This is a genomic window from Streptomyces marincola, assembly GCF_020410765.1.
Lineage (GTDB): Bacteria > Actinomycetota > Actinomycetes > Streptomycetales > Streptomycetaceae > Streptomyces > Streptomyces marincola.
The window spans coordinates 239,155-259,876 of sequence record NZ_CP084541.1 but is presented as its reverse complement, the minus strand read 5'-3'; the positions used below and the strand labels follow the sequence as shown (position 1 = coordinate 259,876).

Here is a 20,722-nt window from a genome sequence, read left to right as displayed (position 1 = left end):
GCCGCTCAGGCCGGGGCCGTGCCGGTGACCTCCTGGTACGGCCCGAGGTAGGCGAACCGCCCGTCGCGCACCTCGTACAGGTACAGCGCCTCGACCGGCACGTAGGCGCTGGTGTCCTCGGTGAAACGGTAGGTCGCCGTGATGCCCGTGTGTGCCGTGCCGCGCAGCCGCCGCATGAGGTTGCGCCGCGTGACCTGGCCGTCGGCCAGCTCGCCGACGGCCCGCGCCACGAACCCGACCGTGTCGTACGCCTCCGCCGCGTACGGGGCCGGTCCGTCGCCGTACCGCTCGCGGTGCGCCCGCGCGAAGCCGGCGGTGCCCGCCGCGGCCTCCGCGTCGAGGAACGGGCAGCTCACCACCCACCCGTCGGCCGCCCGCCCCGCCTCCCGCAGGAAACCGTCCGCGGGGTCGGACCGCACGGCGCCGACGGCCCCGGCGAAGCCCGCCTCCCGCAGCGCCCGGGCGAGGGCCGCGGCCCCGGGTCCGGACAGCGGCCCGGTGAACAGCACGGTGTCCACCCCGGCGGCCACCGCCTCGGCGGCGGTCCGCGCGGCGGCCCGCTCGTCCGGGGCGGCCGGCAGCCGCACCTCGACGGCCTCGATCCCTGAGTGCGGCAGCTCGCGGCGCAGGGACTGGCTCATCGCCCACGACGGGTCGCCGCCCCCCGCGTCGGTCACGACCGCCGCCCGCGCCGTCCCGGTCCGTTCGATCACCCAGGCGAGCAGCGGCGCGTTCAGGAACAGCCCGTCGAGCCGGACGGGGAAGTAGCTGTCGCCCCGTTCCGCGGTGAGCGCCGACAGGGTCGCCGATACCGGTAGCCAGGGCAGGGAGTCGCCGCCGTAGACGGGCGCCGCGGCCCGGCACGCGTCCTCGCCGGTCGGTCCGACCACCGCCAGAACGCCGGGTTCCGCCGCCAGCTGTCCGGCGACCTCCCCGGCCCGCGCCGCGTCGCCCCCGTCGTCGAGAACGCGCAGCCGCACCTCGAACGGGCGGTCCGCAGCGGTGTTGAAGTGCTCGACCGCGAGTTCCGCGCCCCGCCGCTGGGCACGCCCGAGGGCGGCCAGGTCGCCTGACAGGTCGGCGTGCAGGGCCACGGTCCTGGTTCCGCCGGCCGCCTGGCCCGGCCTCTCGCGCCGCGTCCACAGCACCGCGCCGCCGGCCGCGGCCGTCAGGGCGCCGCCGGACAGGGCGGCGAGCACCCGGCGCCTGCTCTGCCCGGGCCCGCCGCGCCGCGCGCCGCCGGGCGGACCGCCGCCCGCGGCCGTCGGGGCCGCGGCAGCCGCGCGCGTGGCGTCGCCGGGAGGAGAGGGGGCCTCCGGCAGGTCGAGCAGCACCGTGGCGCGTTCCGCGACGAACCGCGTCACGGGCTCGGGCAGCCAGCCGTCCCCGAGCCGCGGGTCGGCGGGCAGCAGCTCCCGCGCCCCGGCGGCGTCCGGTCTCGCCCCGGGCTCCTTGCGCAGCAGCGCACCCAGCGGGCCGGTCAACTCCTTCGGCACGCCGGTGAGATCGGGCGGGTCGTGCACCGTGCGGTACAGCAGCGCGGCGGCCGGGCCCTCGCCGAACGGCGGCCGGCCCGAGGCCGCGAACGCCAGCACGCAGCCCAGCGAGAACATGTCGCTCGGCGGGCCGACGTCCGTCTCGGCGAGTGCCTGTTCCGGGGAGAGGTAGCCGGGCGACCCGATGGCGGAGCCCGGCGCGGTCAGGGCCGTCTCACCGGCGTACCTGGCGATGCCGAAGTCGATCAGGCGCGGGCCGTCCAGGGCGAGCAGCACGTTGCCCGGCTTGACGTCGCGGTGCACCAGGCCCGCCGCGTGCACCGCGAGCAGCGCCCGCGCCAGCCGGTCGCCGACCGCCCGCACCGTCCAGGCCGGCAGCGGGCCGAGCGCGTGCACCACGTCGGCCAGCGACGGCGCGGGCACATAGGCGGTGGCGAGCCACGGCACGGGCGCGTCCGGCCCCGCGTCGAGCAGCGGAACGGCGAACGGGCTGCTCACCCGCCGCAGCGCCGCGACCTCCCGGCGCAGCCGGGTGCGGAACGCCGCGTCGGCCGCGTGCCGCGGGCGGATCGTCTTGAGCGCCACCAGGGCGCCGCCGGCCGATCTGGCCAGGTACACCACGCCCATGCCGCCGGCGCCCAGCCGGCCGAGCAGCCGGTACCCGCCGATGGCCCGCGGGTCGCCCTCGCGCAGCGCCTGCACGCGCGGCCCGCCCTACTCGGCGCCGAGGGACGGCGCGGGCCCCTCGAAACGGAAGGCGCCGTCGCGCACCTCGTAGAGGTACAGGCCGTCGTCGGCGTACGGGTAAAGACCTTCCTCGTCGAAGCCGAGCCGTTTCCCGACGCCCCGGTGGTCGGCCTGCCTGGCCCGCGCGAGCAGGGCGGCCCGGTCGGCCCGCCCCTCGGCGGCCGTGTCCCGCAGCGCACCGGCCAGCAGCCGCACCGCGTCGTGGGCCTCCGCGGCGAACGGCTCCGGCGCGTCTCCGTCGAACCGCTCCCTGTGCAGCCCGGCGAACTCGGCGGCGCGTTCGTCGGTGTCCGGGGCGACGCACGTGGCGATCAGCCGCCAGCCCTCCGCCGCCCGGCCGGCCAGCGGGACGAACCCCGGGTGCAGCACGGACTCACCGGCGAACGCCGTCCCGGTCCATCCGGCGCGGTCGAGCGCGATCGCGAGCTGGGCGGCGCGTTCGTGGTGGCCGCCGAACAGCACCGTGTCGGCTTCGCTCGCCACGAGGTCGGCCGCGACGGCGTCGAAGGGCGCGCTGAGCCTGGGCACCACGTGCGGGACGACCTCGAAGCCGGGCGGCGCCTGCTGGAAGTTGATCGCGGCCCTGGTGATCTCCCAGCTGTGCGTCCCGGCCGAACGGTCGTCCACCAGACCCACCCGGCGGGCGCCGAGCCGGTTGTCCAGCAGTTCCTGGAGGGCCAGCCCCTGCCAGAGGGTCGCGGGCCGCGCGTGCAGCAGGGTGGTGTACTCGCTCAGGGTGGTGGTGATCGGGAAACTTCCCACGGAAACGGACAGCAGCGGCAGACCGGCGGCGTCGTAGACCTGCCCGGCCGCGGCGGCCACGGACGTGTCGGTCGGCCCGATGACGGCCAGCACCGCGTCGTCCGCGGCCAGTCCCTCGGCGGCCCCGACCGCGCCCTCGGGCGTTCCGCCGTCGTCGACGACGCGGAGTTCGAGGCGGAAGGGCAGGTCCTCCGCCTCGGCCAGGAACCGTTCGAGACCGAGCACGGCGCCGCGTTCCTGGGCCAGGCCCCGGGCCGCGTACGCGCCGCTGAGGTCCGCGTGCAGGCCGATGACGTGCCGCGGGCCCTGGCCGGCGCCCCCACCCGAGCCGCCGCGGGCGCGCAGCAGGCCGGCCAGGCCGCCGCCGGCCGCCACCACCCCGGCCCCGGCGAGCAGCAGCGCGCGGCGGGAGGGCCGGCGCCCGCCCGCGGCCGGCCGTTGCCCGTCCGGCCCGGCGCCGGCCGCGGGCACCGCCTCGGTCGGCACGATGCCGGGCAACGCGGCGGCGGCGGCCGTGCGTTCCCCGATGAGTCGGGTGACGGGCTCGGGCAGCCAGCCGTCCGCGATGTCCTCCGCCAGCTCCTCGCGCAGCGCCTCGGGCGCGGGCCGTGCCGCGGGGTCCTTGGCCAGGCAGCGCGCCACCACATCCCGCAGCCCGTCGGGGACACCGGTCAGGTCGGCCGGATCGTGCACCGTGCGGTAGAGCACGGCCTCGGCCGTGCCGGTGCCGAACGGGGGCCGCCCGCTCGCCGCCTCGGCCAGCACGCAGCCGAGGGAGAACACATCGCTCGGCGGGCCCACCGGGCCGGCCGCGACCGCCTGCTCGGGGGAGAGGAAACCGGGCGAGCCGACGACGACGCCGCTGCGCGTGATCGCGGTGCCCTCCACCGCCCTGGCGATGCCGAAGTCGATCAGGCGCGGGCCGTCGAGCGCGAGCAGCACGTTGCCCGGCTTGACGTCGCGGTGCACCAGGCCCGCCGCGTGCACCGCCAGCAGCGCCTCGGCGAGCATCGCCCCGAGCGCCCGGGTGCCGCGCGCCGGAAGCGGTCCGCGGGCCGCGATCACCTCCGCGAGGGAGGGGCCCGGCACGTAGGGGGAGGCGAGCCACAGCACGCCCGCCTCCTCGCCGTCCGCGATCACCGGCAGGGCGAAGCGGCTGTCGACGCGGCGCGCGGCGGCGACCTCGCGGGTGAAGCGGGACCGGAAGCCGGGCTCCTGCGCGAACTCCTCCTGAATCGTCTTGACCGCGACCAGGGCGCCGCCGGCCGACCTGGCCAGGTACACCACGCCCATGCCGCCCGCGCCGAGCCGGCCGAGCAGGCGGTAACCGGCGAGCCGCGCGGGGTCGCGCGGCCCCAGCTCCTCGGTCATCGCCGCGTCACCCCAGTTCCGCGTCGGCGTTGGATTCGAGCAGCGCGAGCGCGGGGGCGCTCACCCCAAGGAGTTCGTCCGGCCCGAACTCCGCCGAGCCCTTGACGGACAGCGCCACGGTGACCGGACCGATCCGGGAGACGAGCCACTGGTAGCCGTGGGGGCCGCCGTGGACGTCGCTGTGGAACTGGCCGGTTTCGTAGATCTGGTCGTCGACCGACAACTCCTCCGGCGGCATGCTGCTCGACCCGAGACCCGTGACCCGCTCGTCGGCGCGCAGGCGCTGCTCGGGGCAGCGCAGCACCTCCTCGGCGATGCCCGCCATCCGCGCGTCCGCGGTGCGGACGCTGTCGTACACGGTCACGGACGACATCACCTGGAGCGGGCCGCCGCCCTCCCGCTCCGGTGGCAGCTCGGCGTTCCGCGTGACGTTGGCCAGCACGCCGTCCGCGAGCGGTTCGCGCTGCCACACGCAGGCGTCGTCGAGCACCGCCCACGTGGCCGGGTCGGGCTCGTACGGCTCCTGCGCGACGAAGCCGGGCCCGAAGTCCTCCGGGGCGATCGCCACGGCGCGGGCCAGTGCCAGTGCGTCAGCGGCTGACGCGGGGCCCGGCCGGTCGGCGGCGTCGGCCTCGGCCGAACGCTCGCCCCCGGGGGACGGCTCGGCCGCCGGCGTGCGCCGTTCACCGGGGGACGGCTCCCCGTCCGCCCCGCCCCCGTCGTTCCCGCTGCACCCCGCCGCCCCGAGCGCCAGTAAGGCGACGGCACCGGCGGTGACGCGACGGATCATGTGAACCCGCCCCACGGCAGGTCACCCCCCACTCGACCCACGCTGCGTTCGTCCGGCGCCCAGCCTAACGACGGCGACGGTCCGCTGCCACGACTCTGTGTCACGTTCTCGCCACAGTTCGGTCCCCGCCCCCGGGGCCGGCAACTCCGGTCAGAGCGCCGACAACTCGGCCACCAGGTCGTCGAGTCCGAGCGAACCGAGGGAAAGGCCCGCCATGTGCCACCGCTTCGCGTCGAACGCCGCGCCGTGCGCCCGGCGCGCCGCCTCCCGGCCGCGCAGCCAGGCCCGCTCGCCCAGCTTGTAGCCGATGGCCTGGCCCGGCATGCCCAGGTAGCGCACCAGCTCGCTCTCCACGAAGTCGCCCGGCCGGCCGCTGTGCCGGGCGAAGAACTCCTGCGCCAGAGCGGGCGTCCAGCGCTCGCCCGGCCGGAACGGGGAGTCGGCGGGAATCGGCAGCTCCAGGTGCATGCCGATGTCGATGATCACCCGCACCGCGCGCATCATCTGGCAGTCCAGGTAGCCGAGCCGCCGTTCCGCGTCGAACAGGAAGCCCAGTTCGTCCATGAGCCGTTCCGCGTACAGCGCCCACCCCTCGGCGTTCGCGCTGACCATGCCCACCGTCGTCTGGTACCGCGACAGGTCCTCGGCCACGTGCACCCACTGCGCGAGCTGGAGGTGGTGGCCGGGGACGCCCTCGTGGTACCACGTCGACACCAGGTCGTAGACGGGGAACCGCGTCCTGCCCTGCGTCGGCAGCCACGTGCGGCCCGGCCGGGCGAAGTCCAGCGACGGGCTCGTGTAGTACGGCGCCGCCGCGCCGCCGGGCGGCGCGATCATCGACTCCACCCGCTTGACCCGCTCGGCGAGTTCGAAATGGGTGCCGTCGAGCGCGCCGATCGCCTCGTCCATCAGCGACTGGAGCCAGGCCCGCACCTCCTCGACGCCCTCCACGGCCTCGCCCTCGGTCTCCAGGTGGCGCAGCGCCTCCCACGGGTTCGCGCCGGGCAGGATCTTCTCCGCCTCCGTCCGCATCTCCGCGTGCAGCCGGTGGAACTCCGACCAGCCGTACGCGTACGCGTCGTCGAGATCGAGGTCGGTCCCGTTCCAGTGCCGCACCCAACGCGCGTAGCGCTCGCGCCCGACGATGTCGGGCGCGCCCTCGACGGCCGGCGCGTAGGTGTCGCGCATCCAGTCCCGCAGCGCCGCGACGGCGCCCGTGGCCTCGCGCGCCGCGGCGTCCAGCTCGGCCCGCAGCGCCTGCGGCCCGCCGGCGGCGAACTCGGCGAACCAGCCGCCCTTGGCCCCGCCGGCCCACTCGCCGAACTGCCCGATCACCGTGGCGACCTGGCGCGGCCCCGCGGGCAGCGAACGGGCGAGCCCCTCGGCCAGCGACGCGCGATACCCCGCGAGCGCCTCGGGCACCGCGCGCAACTGCCGCGCCACCGCCGCCCAGTCCTCCTCCGTGTCCGTGGGGACGAGCGTGAACGACTCGCGCACCGAGTGCGCCGGGGAGCTGAGGTTGCTGACGGCGCGCAGCGGCTCGCCCGCCTCGTGCACGGCGAGTTCGGCCGTGAGCCGTTCCCTCAGCAGGCGGGCGCACCGGCGTTCCGCGTCGCTGTCCGCGCCCGGCAGCGCCTCGGCGGCGGGCAGCCGGCCCAGCGTGCGGCGGGCGAGGTCGGCGAGGGCCTCCTGCCCCTCGGGCGAGAAGTCGGGCAGCCGGCCGGCCGCGCCGGGAACGCCGAGGTAGGTGCCGGTGATCGGGTCGAGCTCGACCAGCTCGTCGACGTAGGCGTCGGCCAGCCGGCGCGGAAGCAGCGTGTGCGGGTCTTCTGACATGGACCCATCCTGGTACGCGCGGGCCGGTTCGTCACCACCGGCCCGCCTCTTCCGGCCGCGGCCGGCCGGTTCAGCCGCAGGACCGCGCGGACAGCGCCGTCGGGTGCCCGGCCAGCCGGGCCGTGAGCACCAGCGCCCCCTCCGCCACGTGCCGTTCCACCCGCAGCCCCAGGCCCCGCATGACGGCGAGGATGCCGGCGGCGGAGGCGTGGGTGACCGCGTACACCGAGTCGCGGTGGGACTGCTCGGCCAGCCTCAGCAGCGCCCGCAGCAACGCCGTGCCCACGCCGAGCCGTTGCCAGCCGTCCTCCACCAGCAGGGCCACCTCGGACTCCCCGTCGTCCTCAAGCAAGTGGCCGAGGCCCACCACCTCACCGCCCGCTGTCTCGGCGACCACGCTCTGCCCGTGGCGCGGACTCAGCAGGTGCGCGAGGTACCCGTCGGCCTCGCCGGCCTCGCCGTGGTAGCGCTGGGCCAGCGTCTGCGGCGAACACCGCGCGTGCATCGCCAGCGCGGCGGCCAGGTCGGCAGGGGAGGCCGCCCGCAGCACCAGCGGGCTGCCGCCCGCCGTCAGCGTCTCGCGCCGGAGCCCGGTCACCGGCGCGGGAACGGCCGGACACGGCCGCCCCGACGCGTACCCGCCGGAGGTCCGGCGGAGCCGGAGACGGGGGAAACGGACCGAGGAACGGGGTAGGTCGGAGTCTGCCATGCAAGCACTCTCGCGCCCGGTTGTTGCCTGATCACGAACGCCCTGTGACCGAAGGGTAAAGCGCACCCACGGGGAAAACGCCTGCTCGGGCGCGATGCGGCGGGAAACGGCTCACCGGTCGCACCGGGCCGCAACCGCCCCGCGGGCACCTGCCGTTCCGGTGCCCCCGCCGGTGCCGCCCCCGCCCGTCACAGGCCGCCCGAGACGCGCAGGACCGCGCCGGTGGTGTAGGACGCCTCGGGGGAGAGCAGCCAGGCCACGGCGCCCGCGATCTCCTCCGGGTGCCCGGGGCGCCGCATCGGGACGCCGTCCGACTTCCGCCAGGGCCGCTGCGGGTCGCCCATGGCGGCGTGCATGTCGGTCAGGATCATGCCCGGCTGCACGGAGTTGACGCGGACGCCGTCCGGGGCCAGCTCCTTCGCGAGCCCCGTCGTCAGCGCGTCGACGGCCGCCTTCGTCGCGGCGTAGTGCACGTACTCGCCCGGGCTGCCGAGCGTCGCGGCCACGGAGGAGATGTTGACGACCGCGCCGCCCGCGCCGCCGTGCCGGGCCGACATCTCCCGCGCGGCGCGCCGGGCGCACCACAGGGTGCCCAGCACGTTGACCTCGACCACGCGGCGCATCACGTCGGTCGACGTCTCGGTGAAGCGGCCGAGCGGGCCGGTCGTGGCCGCGTTGTTCACCAGGCCGGTCACGGGGCCGAGCGCCTCGCGGGCCGTGTCGAACAGCTGGTCGACGTCGCGTTCCCGCGACACGTCGACCCGGACCGCGACGGCGGCGCGGCCGGCCTCCCGCACCGCGGCCACGACACGTTCCGCGGCCTCCTCGTCGGCGACCCAGCCGATCGCCACGTCGTGCCCCGCCGCGGCCAGCCGGACCGCGACGGCGGCGCCGATGCCGCGGCTGCCGCCGGTCACGACGGTCACGGGCGGGCGCGATGCCCCGTCCGGCGCGCTCGTGTCCTGCCGCGGCCCGTCCTGCCGCGGCGCGGGCGTTTCCTGGTCTTCCGATGCGATGGGCTGCACGGGAGCAGCTTACGGTCAGGGGATTGGTCTTGACCAAGCCACCCGACCGGCCTAGGGTCCCTACATACGCAACAACCTTTCATAATCGCGCCGTCCGGCGTCCGGCCCCGGCGCGGGGGGAGGCAGGGTGAGCACGTCCTCGCCGGCCCGGCAGCAGCCCGAGCCGAAGTACTGGCACCTCAAGACGGTCCTCGCGCAGGCGCTCGACACGGAGTTCAGCGTCGGCCAGACCCTGCCGAACGAACGTGACCTCGCCGCCCGCTTCGGCGTCGCGCGCGCCACGCTGCGGCAGGCGCTCGACCAGCTCGAACTGGAGGGCCGCCTCCAGCGCCGGCGCGGCGTCGGCACCACGGTGGCGCCGCCGCGCGTCGGGGTGGACGTCAGCCCGGGGCGGCACGCGGGCCCGGCCGCCGACGGCGGCGCGTGGGAGGCGGTCGACTGCGCCGGCTCGGCGCCGGCGGCGGCCGTCGCCCGCGACCTCGGCCTGCCCGCGGGCCGTCCCGTGCGGACGGTGCACCGCGTGCTCATGGCCGAGGGGCAGCCCGTGGCCACGGAGCAGCTGTACGTGTCGCCCGGCCTGGTGTCCGCGCCGGGCGCCGCGCAGGAGCAGGGACCAGGTCCAGAACGCGCCCGCGCCGTGCTCGACCGGCTGCGGACCGTGCCGTGGGACGGCCAGGACCGCGCCGTCGAACTGGGTTCCGCCGGGGCCGAGGACGCCAGGCTGCTCGACCGGCTGCCGGGCTCGCCCGTGCTGATCGTCACCACGCGGTACACGGCGGCCGGACGCACCGCCGCCGTCGCGGTCGCCACCTACCGGGCCGACACCTGCCGGCTCACCTTCGGCGACCGCAAGGCCCTGACCCTCACGGCCGGCTGACCACCGCAACCGGCGCGGCGCCGCGGGTGCCGTCGGGGCGGGACCGCGCGGCGCGGTCAGCGCGGTTCCGACCCGCCGCCCACCGCGAACAGTTCGCCCTCGATCCGGTCGAGCGCCAGCCGCAGCGCGCCCGTGGCCACGGCCCCGCCGCCGAGCGCCGAGGCCACCACGCGGGGGGTGCGCAGGCAGTAGCGCCTCAGCTCCTGGCGCAGCGGACCGACAAGACCGTCGAGGCCGGTGGCCCAGCCGCCGACGACGACGAGTTCCGGGTCGAGGGCGAGCACCAGCGCCGCCACGTCGTGCACCAGGCGCTCCACGAACCTGTCCACGGCCGCCGCCGCCCGCCGGTCACCGCCGCGCGCCGCCGCGAGCACGCGGGTCACGGCCTGCTCGTCCAGCGGGTCAAGCGGGTCGCCCGAGACGGACAGCAGGCGCTCGGGACGCGCCTGGCGGCCCAGCAGGTGCAGCGCGCCGATCTCGCCCGCCGCGCCGCGGTGCCCGCGGTGCAGCCGGCCGCCGATGAGCGATCCGGCGCCCGGGCTCAGCCCGGCGAGCACCATCACCACGTCGTCGGCCCCGGCCGCCGCCCCCACCCAGCGCTCCGCGAGCACGGCGGCGTTCGCGTCGTTCTCCACGAGCACCGGGCAGCCGAACGCCGCACCGAGCCGCTCACCCAGCGGCAGGCCCGTCCAGCCCGGCAGGGCCGCGCACAGTTCGACCGAGCCGTCGGCGGCCACGATGCCCGGGCTGCCGACGCCGACCGCGCGCAGCTCGCCCGCCGCGCCGCCGTGCCGCGCGAGCAGCTCGCCCGCGACGGCCCGCGCCCCGGCCAGCCGTTCCTCGGCCGCCGCCCGCGTGGCCACATCGAGGGCCGCCGTCCCCAGCCGCCGCCCGCCCAGGTCCGCGAGCACCGCCGACACCCGGCGCGACCCGATCTCGATGCCGAGCAGCCGGCCGGCCTCCGCGCGGAACCTGAACCGGCGGGCCGGGCGCCCGGGGCGCCGTTCCCCGGCCGCCTCGGCCGCGCCCGTCTCCGCGACGAGCCCGGAATCGGCCAGCCCTTCGAGCACCCCTTCGAGCGTCGGGCGGGACAGGCCGGTGGCCCGGGCCAGGTCGGTCAGCGAGCACGGCGGCCCGGCGGCACGCAACGCCCGCAGCACGGCTGCCGAGTTGATCCTCCGCAGCAGCGACGGCCCGCCGCCGGTGTGACTCACCACGCCCGCCTCCCCCCGCGAGGGCCCTACAGGATGGCCCCCGGCGCGTACGCCGCCGCCTCGGGGTACCGCTTGACGACCTCGTCGATCCGGCCGACGACGGCGGCGACCTGCGCGCCGGCCGCACCCGTGAACGACAGCCGGTCCGCCATCAGCGCGTCGAGCCCGGCCCGGTCGAGCGGGATGCGCTCGTCGGCCGCGAGCCGGTCGAGCAGTTCGTTGCGCTCGGCGCCCTCGCGCAGCCCGAGCGCGGAGGCCACCGCGTGCTCCTTGATGACCTCGTGCGCCGTCTCCCGGCCCACGCCGGCGCGCACGGCCGCCATCAGCACCTTCGTCGTGGCGAGGAAGGGCAGGTAGCGGTCCAGCTCGCGGGCCACCACCGCCTCGAACGCCCCGAACTCGTCCAGCACCGTCAGGAACGTCTCGGCCAGTCCGTCGAACGCGAAGAACGCGTCGGGCAGCGCCACCCGCCGCACCACGGAGCACGAGACGTCGCCCTCGTTCCACTGGTCGCCCGCGAGTTCGCCGGTCATGGAGGCGTAGCCGCGCAGGATCACCGCGAGGCCGCCCACCCGCTCGCACGAGCGGGTGTTCATCTTGTGCGGCATCGCCGACGAGCCGACCTGCCCCGGCTGGAAGCCCTCGGTCACCAGCTCCTGCCCCGCCATCAGCCGGATCGTCCGCGCCAGCGACGCGGGCGCGGCGGCCAGCTGCACCAGGGCCGTGACGACCTCGTAGTCCAGCGAGCGGGGGTAGACCTGGCCCACGGAGGTGAGGACCCGGCCGAAGCCCAGGTGGCCCGCGACCCGGTCCTCCAGTTCCGCGAGCCGCGCCTCGTCGCCGCCGAGCAGGTCGAGCATGTCCTGCGAGGTGCCCACGGGACCCTTGATCCCGCGCAACGGGTACCGCGCCAGCAGGTCCTCCACCCGGCCGAGCGCGACGAGGAGTTCGTCGGCGGCCGTGGCGAAGCGTTTCCCCAGCGTGGTGGCCTGGGCGGGGACGTTGTGCGAACGGCCGGCCATCACCAGCTCCGCGTACCCGGCGGCCAGGCGCCCGAGCCGCGCGAGCATGGCCACCGCCCGGTCCCTTGCCAGTTCGAGGGAGAGCCGCACCTGCAACTGCTCGACGTTCTCGGTCAGGTCGCGCGAGGTCATGCCCTTGTGCACGTGCTCGTGCCCGGCGAGCGCGTTGAACTCCTCGATCCGTGCCTTGACATCGTGCCGGGTGACCCGCTCGCGCTCCGCGATGGACGCCAGGTCCACCCGGTCGAGGACCCGCTCGTAGTCCGCCACGGCCTCGCGCGGCACCGCGACCCCGAGGTCCGCGAGCGCCCGCAGCACCGCGAGCCACAGCCGTCGCTCCAGCACCACCTTGTGCTCGGGGGACCAGTAGGCGGCCAGGTGCGCGGAGGCGTAGCGGCCGGCCAGAACGTTCGGAATGCGCGGCTTGTCAGTCACGCCACCGGATTCTACGGGTAGTGCTCCGCCGCGAACGGCGCCAGCTCCGGGCGCCGGGCGCCCGGCCGCGTCGGCGCCGCCTGTCAGTGCGCCGCGCCGGGTTCGGGGAACCACTTCGCCGCGGTGAGGTAGGCGGCGCAGCGGCCGAACAGCTCCCGGTCGAACGCGGGGCGCGCCACGTCCGTCGCGGCCAGCGCGGTGTCGGTGGCGGTGGGGTCGAAGGTCAGGCTGCCCTCGGAACCGCCGCCGGTCAGTTCCGCGGCCAGCGTGCCGAGGAGCGGGAACGCCGCGTTGGCGGGGTCGGCGCCGATGCGGTCCAGCCACGCCTCCGGGGAGACCTCCGGCAGGTGGTGGCCCATGGCCCGCAGCCAGTCGAGCGCCGTCTCCAGCCGCAGCAGCCGGCCCGCGGCGAGATGGAAGGTCCGTCCTGTGGTGCCGGGGAGCAGGGAGAGCGCCACGACGGCATCGGCGACGTGGTCCACCGGCACCAGGTCGAAGGCGGTGTCCACCGGGGCGGGGGCGGCCTGCGCCTGGACGCAGCCCTTGAGCATCAGCCACAGGTAGTCGCCCGTCTGGCAGGCGCCGGTGCGGCTGTGGCCGGCGATGCGGGTCGGCCGGTACATCGTGACGGGCAGTCCACGCCGGCGGGCCTGTTCGACGAGCCCTTCCGCCACCCACTTGCTCCGGGTGTAGCCGTGCTCCAGCGCTTCCGGCGGCCCGGTCGGGTGCTCGGGACCGATCGGGTGCGGGGACGTGCCCGCGTACACGCCCACGGTGGAGACGTGGTGGACCGGGACGGTGCGGTGGCGCGCGGCCAGCCGGAGGATCTCGGCGGTGCCGTCGACGGTCGCCGCCTTGAGCTGTCCGTAGGAGGAGACGAGGTTGACCGCCGCCCCCACGTGGTGCACGGCGTCCACGGTGCGGGCGAGGTCGTCGAAGGCGTCATCGGACAGGCCGAGCGACGGCCGGGCGAGATCGCCGTGGACCGCGGTGACCCGGCGGGCGCGGCGTTCGTCCCACAGTCCGTAGGTCTCCAGGGCGAGGCGCAGCCGCTGCGCGGCGTGCTCGGGATCGCTGCCGCGCACCAGGCAGTGCACGGTGGCGTCGGTGCGCTCCAGCAGGGCGTTCAGGGTGAAGGCCCCGAGGAAGCCGGTGGCGCCGGTGAGCAGGACCCGCGCCGGGGCCTGCGCCGCCGGGGCGGCGCCAGGCGCCGGAACGACGTCGGCGGGCAGGCGGACCTCGGCGGGCAGGTCGAGGGTTCCCGCGACCGGCCCCGCGCCGTCGTTCCCGTCCTTCCCGTCGCGCCCGTCGACCAGGGCGGCCAGCGCGGCGACCGTCGCGGAGGCGGAGACCGCGCCGGGCGGGATCCGCACGCCGAGGTCCCGGTGTATCGCGAGCACGAGCCGGGTGGCCAGCAGGGAGTGGCCGCCCAGGGCGAAGAAGTCCTCCCGGACGCCGATGCGGGAGACGCCCAGCAGGTCGCTCCAGATCCGGGCGATCCGGTGTTCGGTGGGCGTGGTGGGCGCGGCGGAGGCCGCGGGCGACTCCGGCTGGGTGTCGGAGTCCTCCGGGCGGGGCAGGGCGGCGCGGTCCAGCTTGCCGCTGGGGGTGAGGGGGAAGCTCTCCGGGTTCAGGACGGCGGCCGGGACCATGTACGCGGGGAGGCGTTCCGCCAGCGCCTGCCGCACGGCGGCGGGGCGGGGGGCGGTCGCGTCGTCGGCGGCCGTGAGGTAGTGCGCGACGAGCCGGCGCCCGGAGGGGAGGTCCTGCGCCACCACGGCGGCATCGGCCACCCCGGGCAGCGCCCGCAGCACGGCCTCGACCTCCCCGGTCTCCACCCGGTGCCCGCGGATCTTGACCTGGTCGTCCCCGCGCCCCAGGTACGCCAGGCGGCCGTCGGGGAGGTGCCGGACCAGGTCGCCGGTGCGGTAGAACCGGGTGCCCTCGCGCAGGACGAACCTCTCCGCGGTCAGGTCGGGGCGGCCGAGGTAGCCGTCGGCGAGAACGGGGCCCGCGACGCACAGTTCGCCCGTCGTCCCGGGCGGGACCGGTCGCAGTGCCCCGTCCACCACGAGTACCCGCGCGCCCGCGACGGGGCGGCCGATGGGAGGCAGGTCCGGCCAGGCGGCCGGGTCCTTCGCGAGGCGCTCGGCGACGACGACGTGGGTCTCGGAGGGGCCGTAGTGGTTGTCGAGCACGGCCCCGGGGGCGTGCGAGCGGAAGAACTCCCGCAGGGCGGGCGTGGCGAACAGCTGCTCGCCCGCGGTGGCCACTTCGCGCAGCTCCGGCAGGGTCCGCCCGGTGGCGCAGGCGTACTCGGCGAGTTGCTGGAGGGCGACGAACGGCAGGAACAGCCGCTGCACCCGCCGGGCCGCGAGGATGTCGAGGAGGCGGGCCGGGTCGCGGCGGGCGTCGTCGTCGACCATGACCAGGGTGCCGCCGGTGGCCCAGGTGCCGAACAGCTCCTGGAAGGCCACGTCGAAGCTGAGCGGGGTGAAGTGCAGGGTGCGTGTGCCGGTGCCCGCGGCGGACCGGTCCCGCTGCCAGGCCAGCAGGTTGGCCAGGGCGCGGTGCGGCATGGCCACGCCCTTGGGGCGGCCGGTCGATCCCGAGGTGTAGATCAGGTAGCCGAGGTCGTCCGGGCCCGCCGCGGGCAGCGGCACGGCGGGGGCGGGCGGAAGGCCGTCCACGACGACGGGCTCGGCGCCTGCCGTGCCCAGCCGGCCCAGCAGGTCCACCAGGTCGCGCTGGGTCAGTACGGTCCCGATCCCGCTGTCGGCGGCCATGAAGGCGATGCGGTCGGCGGGGTAGTCGGGGTCGAGCGGCAGGTAGCTGCCGCCCGCCTTGAGCACGCCGAGAACGGCGACGGCAAGGTCCGGCGAGCGGCGCAGGCAGATCCCGACGGGCCGGCGCGCCGCGCCCAGGGCCACCAGGTGGGCGGCGACGTTCGCGGCGGCTGCCTCCAACTGGGCGTAGGTGAGCGTCCGGTCCCCGTGGACGACCGCGGGAGCGTCGGGGGTGCGGCGGGCCTGGGCGGCGACGGCCTCGTGGGCGAGCGGCAGGTCGCCGGCGGGCGCCGGGCCGTGCGTCCACTGCTTGAGAAGGGCGTGCTCCTCGGGAGGCAGGACGTCCAGCTCGGCCAGCGGCCGGTCGGGGTCGGCGACGGCGGAGGCCAGCAGCGCCGTCAGACGGCCGGTGAGCCGTTCCGCTGTGACGCGGTCGAAGAGGTCGGTGGAGAACTCCCAGTAGCCGCGCAGGCCGCCCGCTTCCGGAACCATGTGCAGGAACACGTCGTACTTCGACGTTCCCCCGTGCACGTACAGCCGCTCGGCCGTGACGCCGGGCAGGTCGAGGGCCGGGGCGGGGGCGTCGTCGAGGCCGAACACCACCTGGAAGAGCGGGAAGCGGCCGGTGGACCGCTCCACCCGCAGGTCGCGCACCAGGTCGGAGAAGGAGGCGTCGCGGTGCCGTACGGCGTCCCACACCGCGGCCTTGGTCCTGGCCGTGAGCTCGGCGAAGGAGGCGTCGGGGCTGAGGCGCTGGAGCAGCGGCATGACGTCGGTGAGGCAGGCCAGCATCGGTTCGAGGCGTTCTTCGTCCCGCCGGGAGACCGGTGTACCGATGACCACCTCATCGCGGCCCGAGGACCGGGCCAGCAGCGCGCCCAGGGCGGTGGCCAGCACGGTGAACGGCGTGGTGCGGGCCCGCCGGGCGAGCGCACGCACCCCCTTGACCAGGTCGGGCCCCAGGGTGAACTCCACGCGGTCGCCGCCGGCGCCGAGCACGGCGGGGCGTGGCCGGTCCGTGGGGAAGGAGGACTCCGGCGGCGCTCCGGCCAGTGTGCGGCGCCAGTACTCCAGGGAGGTCCGGGCGGGGGCGGGGCGGGCCTGAGCGTACGGGCCGAACTGCACGGGGAGTTCGGGCAGGCCGGGGTCCGAGCCGTCCAGGGCCGCCCGGTAGAGGGCGCTGAACTCGGTGTCCAGCAGACTCCAGCACCAGCCGTCGATGACGGCATGGTGGACGGCGACGACCAGGACCGCGTCGTGGTCGCCGCCTCCGCCGGCGCTTTCGCCCGCGTGGGCGTCCAGGTGGAGCAGGGTGGCCCGCAGCAGCGGCGGCCGGTCCAGGGACACCGGCCGGGTGGCCGCCTCGGTCAGTGCGGCCGGCAGTTGGCCGGGGGAGACGCGGCGGATCTCAAGGCCGACCGGTCCCGGCGGGAGCACCGTCTGGCGCGGCTCGCCGTCGACGAGGTGCAGGCGGCTGCGCAGGGCCTCGTGCCGCGCGACGATGCCGTCCAGCGCGGCCCGCACGGCGGCCGGCACGACGCGGGCCCCGCGCAGCCGGTACGCCCAGGACTCCACGTAGCGGGAAGTCCCCGTCTGGAACTGGTCGTTGAGCCAGATCGACTCCTGTTCCGAGGACATCGGGTAGCTCGGGCGGCTGGGCAGGTCGTACGGCATGGGGTGTGGTCCTCGGTCAGAGCCAGGCGGACAGGGAGCGGCGGTCGAGCTTGCCGTTGTCCGTGGTGGGCAGGGACGCGCGGCGCCGCACGGTACGGGGCACCAGGGCGGCGGGGAGCGCGTCGGCCAGGGCGCGACGCACGGCCGCCGCGTGGGAGTCCTCCCCGTCGCCGTCCCCGCTCCTGTCCTGTGCGGTGTAGAACAGCGCGAGGCCCTCGTAGCCCCCCGCGGGCGCGGGCACCGGGACGACAGCCGCCTCGCGGACGCCGGGGACGCGGCGCGCGGCCGTCTCGATCTCCTCCGGCTCCACGCGGTGGCCGGCGATCTTCACCTGCCGGTCGGTCCGGCCGCGGAAGGACAGCGTTCCCTCGGCGTCCAGCACGCCCAGGTCGCCGGTCCGGTAGAGGCGAGTGGGCGAGCCGTCGAGGACGAGGGTGACGAAGGACGCGGCGGTGGCCTCGGCGTCGTCCAGGTAGCCGAGGGCCAGGCCGTCCCCGGCCAGGCAGATCTCGCCCGGCTCGCCGGGCGCGGCGGGGCGGTCGCCGTCGAGGATGTGCACGGTCGTCTCAGGCACCGGCACGCCCACGGGTATGTCCTCGGCGCGCGCGCAGTCGGCGGCGGTGACCCGGTGGGCGGTGGCGAACACGCAGCTCTCCACCGGCCCGTAGCCGTTGACCAGCACGGTCTCCGGGTAGCGGGCCAGGAAGCGGCCGGCGTGCGCGGACGACATGCGCTCACCGCCGGTGAGGACCTGCCGGATGCCGGCGAAGCAGGGGCGGTCCGGTGACTCCTCGTCCACGAAGAGGTTGAACAGGGACGCGGTCAGCCACACGGTGTCCACGCCGGCCCTGGCGACCAGATCGGCGAGTGCGTCCGGGAGGAGGTAGTCGGAAGGGGCGATCACGCAGGTGCCGCCGCTCGTCAGCGGGCCCCACAGCTCCAGGCTGAAGGCGTCCCAGGAGACCGGGGCCGCCTGGAGGACCACCCGGCCGGGACCGAAGTCCGCGAACGGGGCGCCGTCGGGGGGAAAGAGGCGGGTGGTCGCACGGTGGGGCGACAGCACGCCCTTGGGAACGCCGGAGCTGCCCGAGGTGAAGAAGACCGCGGCGGGGTCGTCCGGGGCGACGGCCACCTCAGGCGCGGTGGTGCGCCGGGCCGCCGCCTGCGCCAGGTTCTCCGCGGCGGGCGGGGCCCACGCCCGCGGCCTGCCGTCCTCGGCCACCGCCACGGGGGCACGCAGGCGGGAGACGATGTCGTGGATCCGCCGGTCGGGCCAGCGCCGGTCCAGGGCGGCGTAGGCGGCACCGCACTTGAGCACGGCGAGCAGCACCGCGACGAGCCGGGGCGAGCGGGGCAGCAGGACCGGTACGACGGCGCCGGGACGCACCCCGGCCTCGGTCAACTCCCTGGCGTAGGTGTCCGATGCGGCGTCGAGGGTGGCGTAGTCGACGCGTTCGTCGCCGCAGACCAGCGCGAGAGCGGTGGGACGCAGACGCGCCTGGTCGGTGACGGCGGCGGGCAGGGAGCGCCTGGCGGTGGGTGTCCGCTGGGCGTGGGGGGAAGGTATTCGCCCGGCGGCGGGTGCCGCCGGGCCGGTCGCGCCCGGAGCGAGCCCGGCCAGGAAATCGGCGAGGGTGTCCGCCTCGAACAGGGCCTCGGGGGCGGCCTGCACCCCCAGGTCCTTCGCGAGCCGGGCGCAGATCCGCATGGCGTGCAGGGAGGAGCCGCCGAAGTCGTAGAAGTTGTCGGTCCCGTGGGCCTCGGGAACGCCGAGCACCTCGGCGACGATCTCCAGCGCGGCCTTCGCGGTCCTCCCGGCCGAGGCGGACGAGGAAACGGGCACGGGACCTCCTGATGACGCGCCGCTGCTGGGCAGAGGCGCCAAGTGCGACGGACGCGGCGGGCGTTGGCTTCCGGTCCTCGGGCGGGTGGGCCGATGGCCCGTGCCGGTGGCCGGGTCGGCGCACGGCCGCTGAGGCACGAGCCGGCCACCTGCCGCCGGGCGGCCAGGTCAGCGTAACAACGGCCGCCGACTTATCCGTTGCGGTGTCGTCACGCCGCACGTCGACGGCGGGGGCGAGCCCTGTGCCGGCGGGACCGCCCCCGACGAGGCGCGGGGCCCGCCGCATGACGGCCGTTCAGCCCGAACGAGGCGGGCCGCGGGCCTGGCTGCCTCATGCGCCATGGGTCCCAGGGTCAGGCGGAGGCGCGGGCGATGGTGCCCGCGGTGAGCGTGGCCAGCATGTCCTGGAGGGCGGTCGCGAAGTCCAGCTTGAACGCGGTGAGTGAGGGGTCGGCCTCGTAGGCGGCGAGCATCGCCCGGGAGGGCCGTGCGTGCGTCCACACGGCACCGACGGCCATGATCATGGCCGCGGTCAACCGCGGTGCGCTGTCGCCCAGCTCGGGGAGGTGCCGGCGGGCCAGCGCGGCGATGCCGGTGACGTTGGCCACGGCCGCGTGCTTGGAGCGGGCGGCGACCCGCGGGGAGACGTTGTGTTCCAGCACGCCCGCCTGCGCGCTCAGCAGGTCGCACAGCACCCGGCGTTCGGCGAGGGAGTCCGCGACGACGGCGGCGAACTGCTCTCCGCGCCGGCTCACCGGGGCGTCCTGATCGATGCCGGCGTCCATCAGGGCGGGCAGGTCGGCCACCCACTGCCGCCAGGCACGGTCGAGCAGTTCGAGCAGGATCGCCTCACGGGATTCGAAGTAGCGCAGCACGTTGGACTTCGCGAGCCCCACGCGGCGGCTCAGCTCGTTCAGGCTGACGTCGCCGACGGGCATCTCCCGGAGCATGGCGGCGGTGGTGTCGAGGACGGCCCGGCGCCGGATCTCGCGCTGCTCCTCACTGCGTGCGCGCTGGAAGGTCGTCATGCCCCCATGCTACAAACCGCCGGTCTTTTGACAGCAGACCGGCGGTCCGTTACGTTGGGGCCGCGCCACAACAGACCGCCGGTCTGAAACGCGGCGGGTCCTCGGCCGCACACCGGGGACCGGCGCCCGAGTGCCGCACGACCGAGCACAGGAAGCAGCGAACCGATGAGCGTGACAGCGATGACCCACTGGACCCCCGACGACATCCCCGACCAGACCGGCCGCACCGCGCTGATCACCGGCGGGAACAGCGGGATCGGGCTGGAGACCGCCCGCGCGCTCGCCCGGCACGGGGCCCGCGTCATCCTGGCCGGACGCAGCGGGACCAAGCTGGACCGGGCCGCGGAGGCCGTGCGCGCCGCGACGCCAGGAGCCCGCGCGGACACGCTCGTGCTCGACCTCTCGGACCTCTCCTCCGTCCGCGACGCGGCCACCCGCGTCGCCGAGACCGAGACGGTCGACCTGCTCCTCAACAACGCCGGCGTGATGAACCTGCCCGAGCGGCGGACCACGCGCGACGGCTTCGAGATGACGGTCGGCACCAACCACCTCGGCCACTTCGCCTTCGACGCCCAGGTCTGGCCCGCCGTGCGCCGTTCCTCCGCACCGCGCGTGGTCACCGTCAGCGCCGCCGCGGCGCGGTGGCGGATGGGCGGGCTCGACGACCTGATGAGCGAGAAGGGCTACCGCGGCATGAGCGCCTACGCCAGGTCCAAGCGCGCCAACGTCGTCTACACCATCGAACTCGCGCGCCGCACCGCGAACAGCCCGCTCAAGGCGCTCGTCGTCCACCCGGGCGCGGCCATGACCGGCCTCCAGCGGCACGGCAGCGGCGCCCTGAGCCGCGTGGTCACCACGGTCGCCGCGCGCCTGCTCATGGGTTCGGCCGAGGGCGCCGCCTGGCCCTCCCTGTACGCGGCGACCAGCCCGCAGGCCCGGTCGGGCCAGTTCATCGGGCCCGCGGGGCGCGACCAGACCTCCGGCACCCCCAAGCCCGCCAAGCTTCCCCAAGGCGCCGGCGACCCCGAGGAGGGCAGGCGGCTGTGGGCGGCGAGCGAACAGCTCACCGGCATCCCCTTCGACCCCGGAGCCGAGTCCGCCCTCTAG

The 20,722-nt window shown here is 76.2% G+C and carries 13 protein-coding genes; 2 read left to right on the top strand and 11 right to left on the bottom strand.

Going from position 1 to position 20,722, the window contains the following annotated elements:
* Window positions 1–5: 5 nt before the first annotated feature.
* The 6 genes from LC193_RS01035 to LC193_RS01010 all read right to left on the bottom strand — a co-directional run bounded on the left by LC193_RS01035 (window position 6) and on the right by LC193_RS01010 (window position 8,637).
* Window positions 6–2,198: a bifunctional serine/threonine-protein kinase/ABC transporter substrate-binding protein gene (locus LC193_RS01035; RefSeq protein WP_226070387.1), complete on the bottom strand. Its 2,193-nt coding sequence runs from the start codon at window positions 2,196–2,198 to the stop codon at window positions 6–8.
* Between the two features lie 12 nt (window positions 2,199–2,210).
* Entirely contained in the window at window positions 2,211–4,376 is a 2,166-nt protein-coding gene (locus LC193_RS01030) for a bifunctional serine/threonine-protein kinase/ABC transporter substrate-binding protein (protein WP_226070385.1), read from the bottom strand.
* 7 nt (window positions 4,377–4,383) lie between these two features.
* Window positions 4,384–5,166: a hypothetical protein gene (locus tag LC193_RS01025; RefSeq protein WP_226070383.1), complete on the bottom strand. Its 783-nt coding sequence runs from the start codon at window positions 5,164–5,166 to the stop codon at window positions 4,384–4,386.
* Between the two features lie 150 nt (window positions 5,167–5,316).
* Window positions 5,317–7,002, bottom strand: a complete 1,686-nt coding sequence (locus tag LC193_RS01020; protein WP_226070382.1) for a DUF885 domain-containing protein — start codon at window positions 7,000–7,002, stop codon at window positions 5,317–5,319.
* Between the two features lie 70 nt (window positions 7,003–7,072).
* Window positions 7,073–7,600, bottom strand: a complete 528-nt coding sequence (locus tag LC193_RS01015) for a GNAT family N-acetyltransferase (protein ID WP_226070374.1) — start codon at window positions 7,598–7,600, stop codon at window positions 7,073–7,075.
* A gap of 299 nt (window positions 7,601–7,899) precedes the next feature.
* Window positions 7,900–8,637, bottom strand: coding sequence for a glucose 1-dehydrogenase (locus LC193_RS01010; RefSeq protein ID WP_226078428.1), 738 nt, complete (start codon window positions 8,635–8,637; stop codon window positions 7,900–7,902).
* 226 nt (window positions 8,638–8,863) lie between these two features.
* Here LC193_RS01010 and LC193_RS01005 point away from each other — a divergent pair, with 226 nt between their 5' ends.
* A complete protein-coding gene (locus tag LC193_RS01005) occupies window positions 8,864–9,613 on the top strand; it encodes a GntR family transcriptional regulator (protein ID WP_226070373.1) in 750 nt (249 codons plus the stop codon).
* Between the two features lie 56 nt (window positions 9,614–9,669).
* On the opposite strand, the gene LC193_RS01000 is transcribed toward LC193_RS01005, so the two are convergent.
* From LC193_RS01000 to LC193_RS00980, 5 genes are all read right to left on the bottom strand, one after another.
* The gene (locus LC193_RS01000; RefSeq protein WP_226070370.1) at window positions 9,670–10,830 is read right to left on the bottom strand and encodes an ROK family protein; all 1,161 of its coding nucleotides are present in this window, start codon (window positions 10,828–10,830) and stop codon (window positions 9,670–9,672) included.
* A 23-nt stretch (window positions 10,831–10,853) separates the two neighbouring features.
* A complete protein-coding gene (gene purB / locus LC193_RS00995) occupies window positions 10,854–12,284 on the bottom strand; it encodes an adenylosuccinate lyase (RefSeq protein WP_226070368.1) in 1,431 nt (476 codons plus the stop codon).
* An 83-nt stretch (window positions 12,285–12,367) separates the two neighbouring features.
* Window positions 12,368–16,744 carry a non-ribosomal peptide synthetase gene (locus LC193_RS00990; protein ID WP_226070366.1) on the bottom strand — a complete coding sequence of 1,459 codons (4,377 nt, stop codon included), beginning with the start codon at window positions 16,742–16,744 and terminating at the stop codon, window positions 12,368–12,370.
* Window positions 16,745–16,760: 16 nt separating this feature from the next.
* Entirely contained in the window at window positions 16,761–18,587 is a 1,827-nt protein-coding gene (locus LC193_RS00985; RefSeq protein ID WP_226070364.1) for an amino acid adenylation domain-containing protein, read from the bottom strand.
* A 353-nt stretch (window positions 18,588–18,940) separates the two neighbouring features.
* On the bottom strand, window positions 18,941–19,615 hold the full coding sequence (locus LC193_RS00980; protein ID WP_226070362.1) for a TetR/AcrR family transcriptional regulator: 675 nt from the start codon (window positions 19,613–19,615) through the stop codon (window positions 18,941–18,943).
* Window positions 19,616–19,780: 165 nt separating this feature from the next.
* Between LC193_RS00980 and LC193_RS00975 the strand changes: the two genes are divergently transcribed.
* Window positions 19,781–20,722 carry an oxidoreductase gene (locus tag LC193_RS00975; RefSeq protein ID WP_226070360.1) on the top strand — a complete coding sequence of 314 codons (942 nt, stop codon included), beginning with the start codon at window positions 19,781–19,783 and terminating at the stop codon, window positions 20,720–20,722.

Excerpts from the sequence above, each read along its gene's own strand:
- LC193_RS01020 (WP_226070382.1), bottom strand. The coding sequence starts at position 7,002 with ATGTCAGAAGACCCGCACACGCTGCTTCCGCGCCGGCTGGCCGACGCC.
- LC193_RS00990 (WP_226070366.1), bottom strand. The coding sequence starts at position 16,744 with ATGCCGTACGACCTGCCCAGCCGCCCGAGCTACCCGATGTCCTCGGAA.
- LC193_RS00975 (WP_226070360.1), top strand. The coding sequence starts at position 19,781 with ATGAGCGTGACAGCGATGACCCACTGGACCCCCGACGACATCCCCGAC.
- LC193_RS01030 (WP_226070385.1), bottom strand. The coding sequence starts at position 4,376 with ATGACCGAGGAGCTGGGGCCGCGCGACCCCGCGCGGCTCGCCGGTTAC.
- LC193_RS01025 (WP_226070383.1), bottom strand. The coding sequence starts at position 5,166 with ATGATCCGTCGCGTCACCGCCGGTGCCGTCGCCTTACTGGCGCTCGGG.
- LC193_RS00980 (WP_226070362.1), bottom strand. The coding sequence starts at position 19,615 with ATGACGACCTTCCAGCGCGCACGCAGTGAGGAGCAGCGCGAGATCCGG.